The sequence below is a fragment of the Persicitalea sp. genome (genome assembly GCF_041751555.1).
In the GTDB taxonomy this organism is placed as follows: Bacteria; Bacteroidota; Bacteroidia; order Cytophagales; family Spirosomataceae; genus Persicitalea.
Genome location: NZ_JBGSXF010000273.1, coordinates 1 through 2,781, shown reverse-complemented (window position 1 = coordinate 2,781; position 2,781 = coordinate 1). Strand labels below are relative to the sequence as shown.

Annotated in this window: 2 protein-coding genes; both read right to left on the bottom strand. The window is 52.8% G+C overall.

Annotation, left to right across the window (positions count from 1 at the left end; translation table 11 throughout):
• On the bottom strand, window positions 1–950 hold a 950-nt coding region (locus ACEW8P_RS09595; protein WP_373512864.1), incomplete at its 3' end, for a SusD/RagB family nutrient-binding outer membrane lipoprotein.
• Window positions 951–1,083: 133 nt separating this feature from the next.
• On the bottom strand, window positions 1,084–2,781 hold a 1,698-nt coding region (locus tag ACEW8P_RS09590; RefSeq protein ID WP_373512863.1), incomplete at its 5' end, for an outer membrane beta-barrel protein.

The following is a 2,781-nucleotide window of genomic DNA, read 5'->3' as shown; positions in this document are numbered from 1 at the left end:
TCGTAGCCCACCAGCGTCATAGGGCGACCAGGTGCGGCGATGCCCTTGTTGTTATTGGCCGCGTTGCCATCGAAACGGTAGTAGGCCAGGCGGGCAGTTTCGTCGGTTTTGGCATTGTTGCGCTTTTTCATCAGCGTTTCCAGGTAGCCGCCCGTGAACGCCCAGTAGCCACCGCGCTCGTTGATCATTTTGTAGTTGAGATTGAGACTACCGTTACCGATATTGGGCGGCGTGAAAGTGAGAGCCTCGTTGGCCGCAGATATCCCCTTAGTGGCCGCTTCGTAAGCTTTCTCATACTCCCGCGTGTACATGTACATACGGGCTTTCAGCGTGTAGGCTACTTTTGCCCATTTCAGGGTGTTGCCGTTTAAGTACAAATCTTCCGGTACCGCCGTGTTTGCCGCGCTGCCAAGATCCGTGATAGCTCCATCGAGTAAGGTTTGGAGTTGACCGAATACCGCTTTTTGGCTGTCAAACTTCGGATCGGCGATATCGTCGTTAGAAATTTCAGCGTAAGGAACATCGCCGAATAGGTTAGCGATAGTTCCCATGGCATTGGCCTCGATGACTTTGGAGATGCCCGAGTACTGCGCAGCCTTGGGGCTATCGGCAGTATGCTCTCGTAAGAGACGAGCCTGTTTCACGACGCCCTGGTAAGCGTTTTGCCAAACACTGCTGGTTTCTTCGGCGGAGAGGTTGTACTCGTAAATGCTTTTATATAGTAGCGCGACGCCGCGCGTCTGCCCGCTCCACATACCCGCGATGCGGGTCTGGTGGCCAAGCTGCACGCTGACGTTGGCGAGTTCCATGCCTTTCAGCAGCAAAACGCCCGCCTGGAAGTTGTCCGAAGAAATCTCGTTCGGATTGTCATTAATGTCCTTCACCAGCGACTCGCAGCCGGAGCCGGCTAGGAGGAGGAAGGAAAGGGAGAGGTATTTTATGTGTTTCATTTTGGAGTAATGTTAAGATTATGAGCGACAAAGACACAAAGCGACATAGTAACAAAGTTTTTGTGAGTCAGCCCTACTATATGCGATACGGCCCAAGCCACTTTGTGGCTTTGAAACTTTGTCGCTTTATCACTTAATAATTTATCTTCACCGTAAACACCCAGGAACGGGTACTGGGATTGGTGAAGTACTCGATACCAAAGCCATTGTCCACGCCCGACTGGTTCACCTCGGGGTCGATGCCTTTTACCTTAGTCCAAAGTTTCAGGTTACGGCCTGAAACCGACAAGTCGATGGAACCCAGCTTGGTGGCATTGCGGAACTTGGCCCCGCCAATGCTATAACCCAGCGACACCTCGCGCAGGCGCGTCCAGCTACCGTCTATGATCGAGAACTCGTTGATGGCCGAGCCGCCCAGGCCACCGCCCAGGGTGGTATACCACTGCTCGTCGAGCAGTATCTCGCCCCCGCCGTAGTTGCCGATATTACCGCGCACCGTGGTACCCGCCGGGAAAATTTTACCCGCCGCATTTTTCAAATCTTTAGTTAGTGTTACCTCGTTCTCAGTATCGTTGTAGGTGCCGAAGCTGTTTAACACGAAACGGGTACGCTCGGCGAAGTCGCCGCCTTGATAGGTCTCGAACAGTACATTGAATGACAAGCCTTTGAAAGCACCTCGTAGACCCAGGCCACCTCGCCAGTCGGGGTTAGGATCGCCAACTATACCCTGCTCGGGGTCGAGTTTGGGAAAGCCGTTCTCATCCAAATCCAGCGAGCCGTCGGGCTTGCGGGCGGCGCGGCTGGCGAACAGAATGCCCAGCGGCTGGCCGACGATGGCATTTGAAGTGATGGATTGAGTGGATAGGGCCACGCGATCTACGCCCGACAAATCGAGCACTTTGTTGCGGTTGTTGTTGAAGTTGCCGTAGAGGTCGAGCGAGAAGTTATCTTTTTTGATGGTCGCCAGGTTGAAATCTATCTCCAGGCCCCGGTTTTCCATACGCCCGGCGTTGGCATACTTTGACAGGAATCCCGAAGAAGGCGATTGGTTTACTTCCAGCAAAATATCGTTAATCTCGTTCTTATAGTAGGTCGCACCCAGCGTCAGGCGGTCACGGAAGAAACGCAGGTCGGTACCAATCTCGAACTCGGTTTTGATCTCCGGTCTCAGGATAGGGTTTCCCTGATCATCGTTCAGGCGGAAGCCCCCGCCGAATTCGTTGATGTCCAATCCGTCGTCGTAAGTCGAATAAACAAAAGTTTCGTACGTCGTGCCAAAACGGTAAGGTGCTGGTTGAACGCCCACTTGCCCGTAGGAGAAGCGCAGTTTACCAAAGGAAAAAATATTGCTTGGCGTTTTCAACAAATCACTAAACTGCCACGCCAGGTCCATCGAAGGATAGAAGAAAGTCCCCTGAATGGTAGATGCCGCCTCCTGCGTTCCTGATACGTTCAGGAATACTTGCTTGAACAAGTCGAACGAAAGGATACCATACCCGCGGTTGGAGCGAATGTGACGCGTGTTGTTGTTGATCTCGAACGGCGCGACGCCATTGGCAAAAGTCGGCAGGCGGCTGTTAACCAGGAAATTGGTAGTCGAGGCATAATTGCTTTCGCGGTTACGGTCGTTGATATTGAAACCCGCCGTAATGTTCAGACCTATTTTGTCAGGAACCAGATTCGGAAAATCGGCTCGCGCAATAGCGTCCGCGTTGATTTCCGTATTGGTGAAAACCTCGTTGTCCAATCGTCCGTTGGTAAAACTTGCCGAGCCGATTGGCGAGAAATACACGCGCTTGTCCACGTAGGTGTCGATACCGCCGCGCAAATC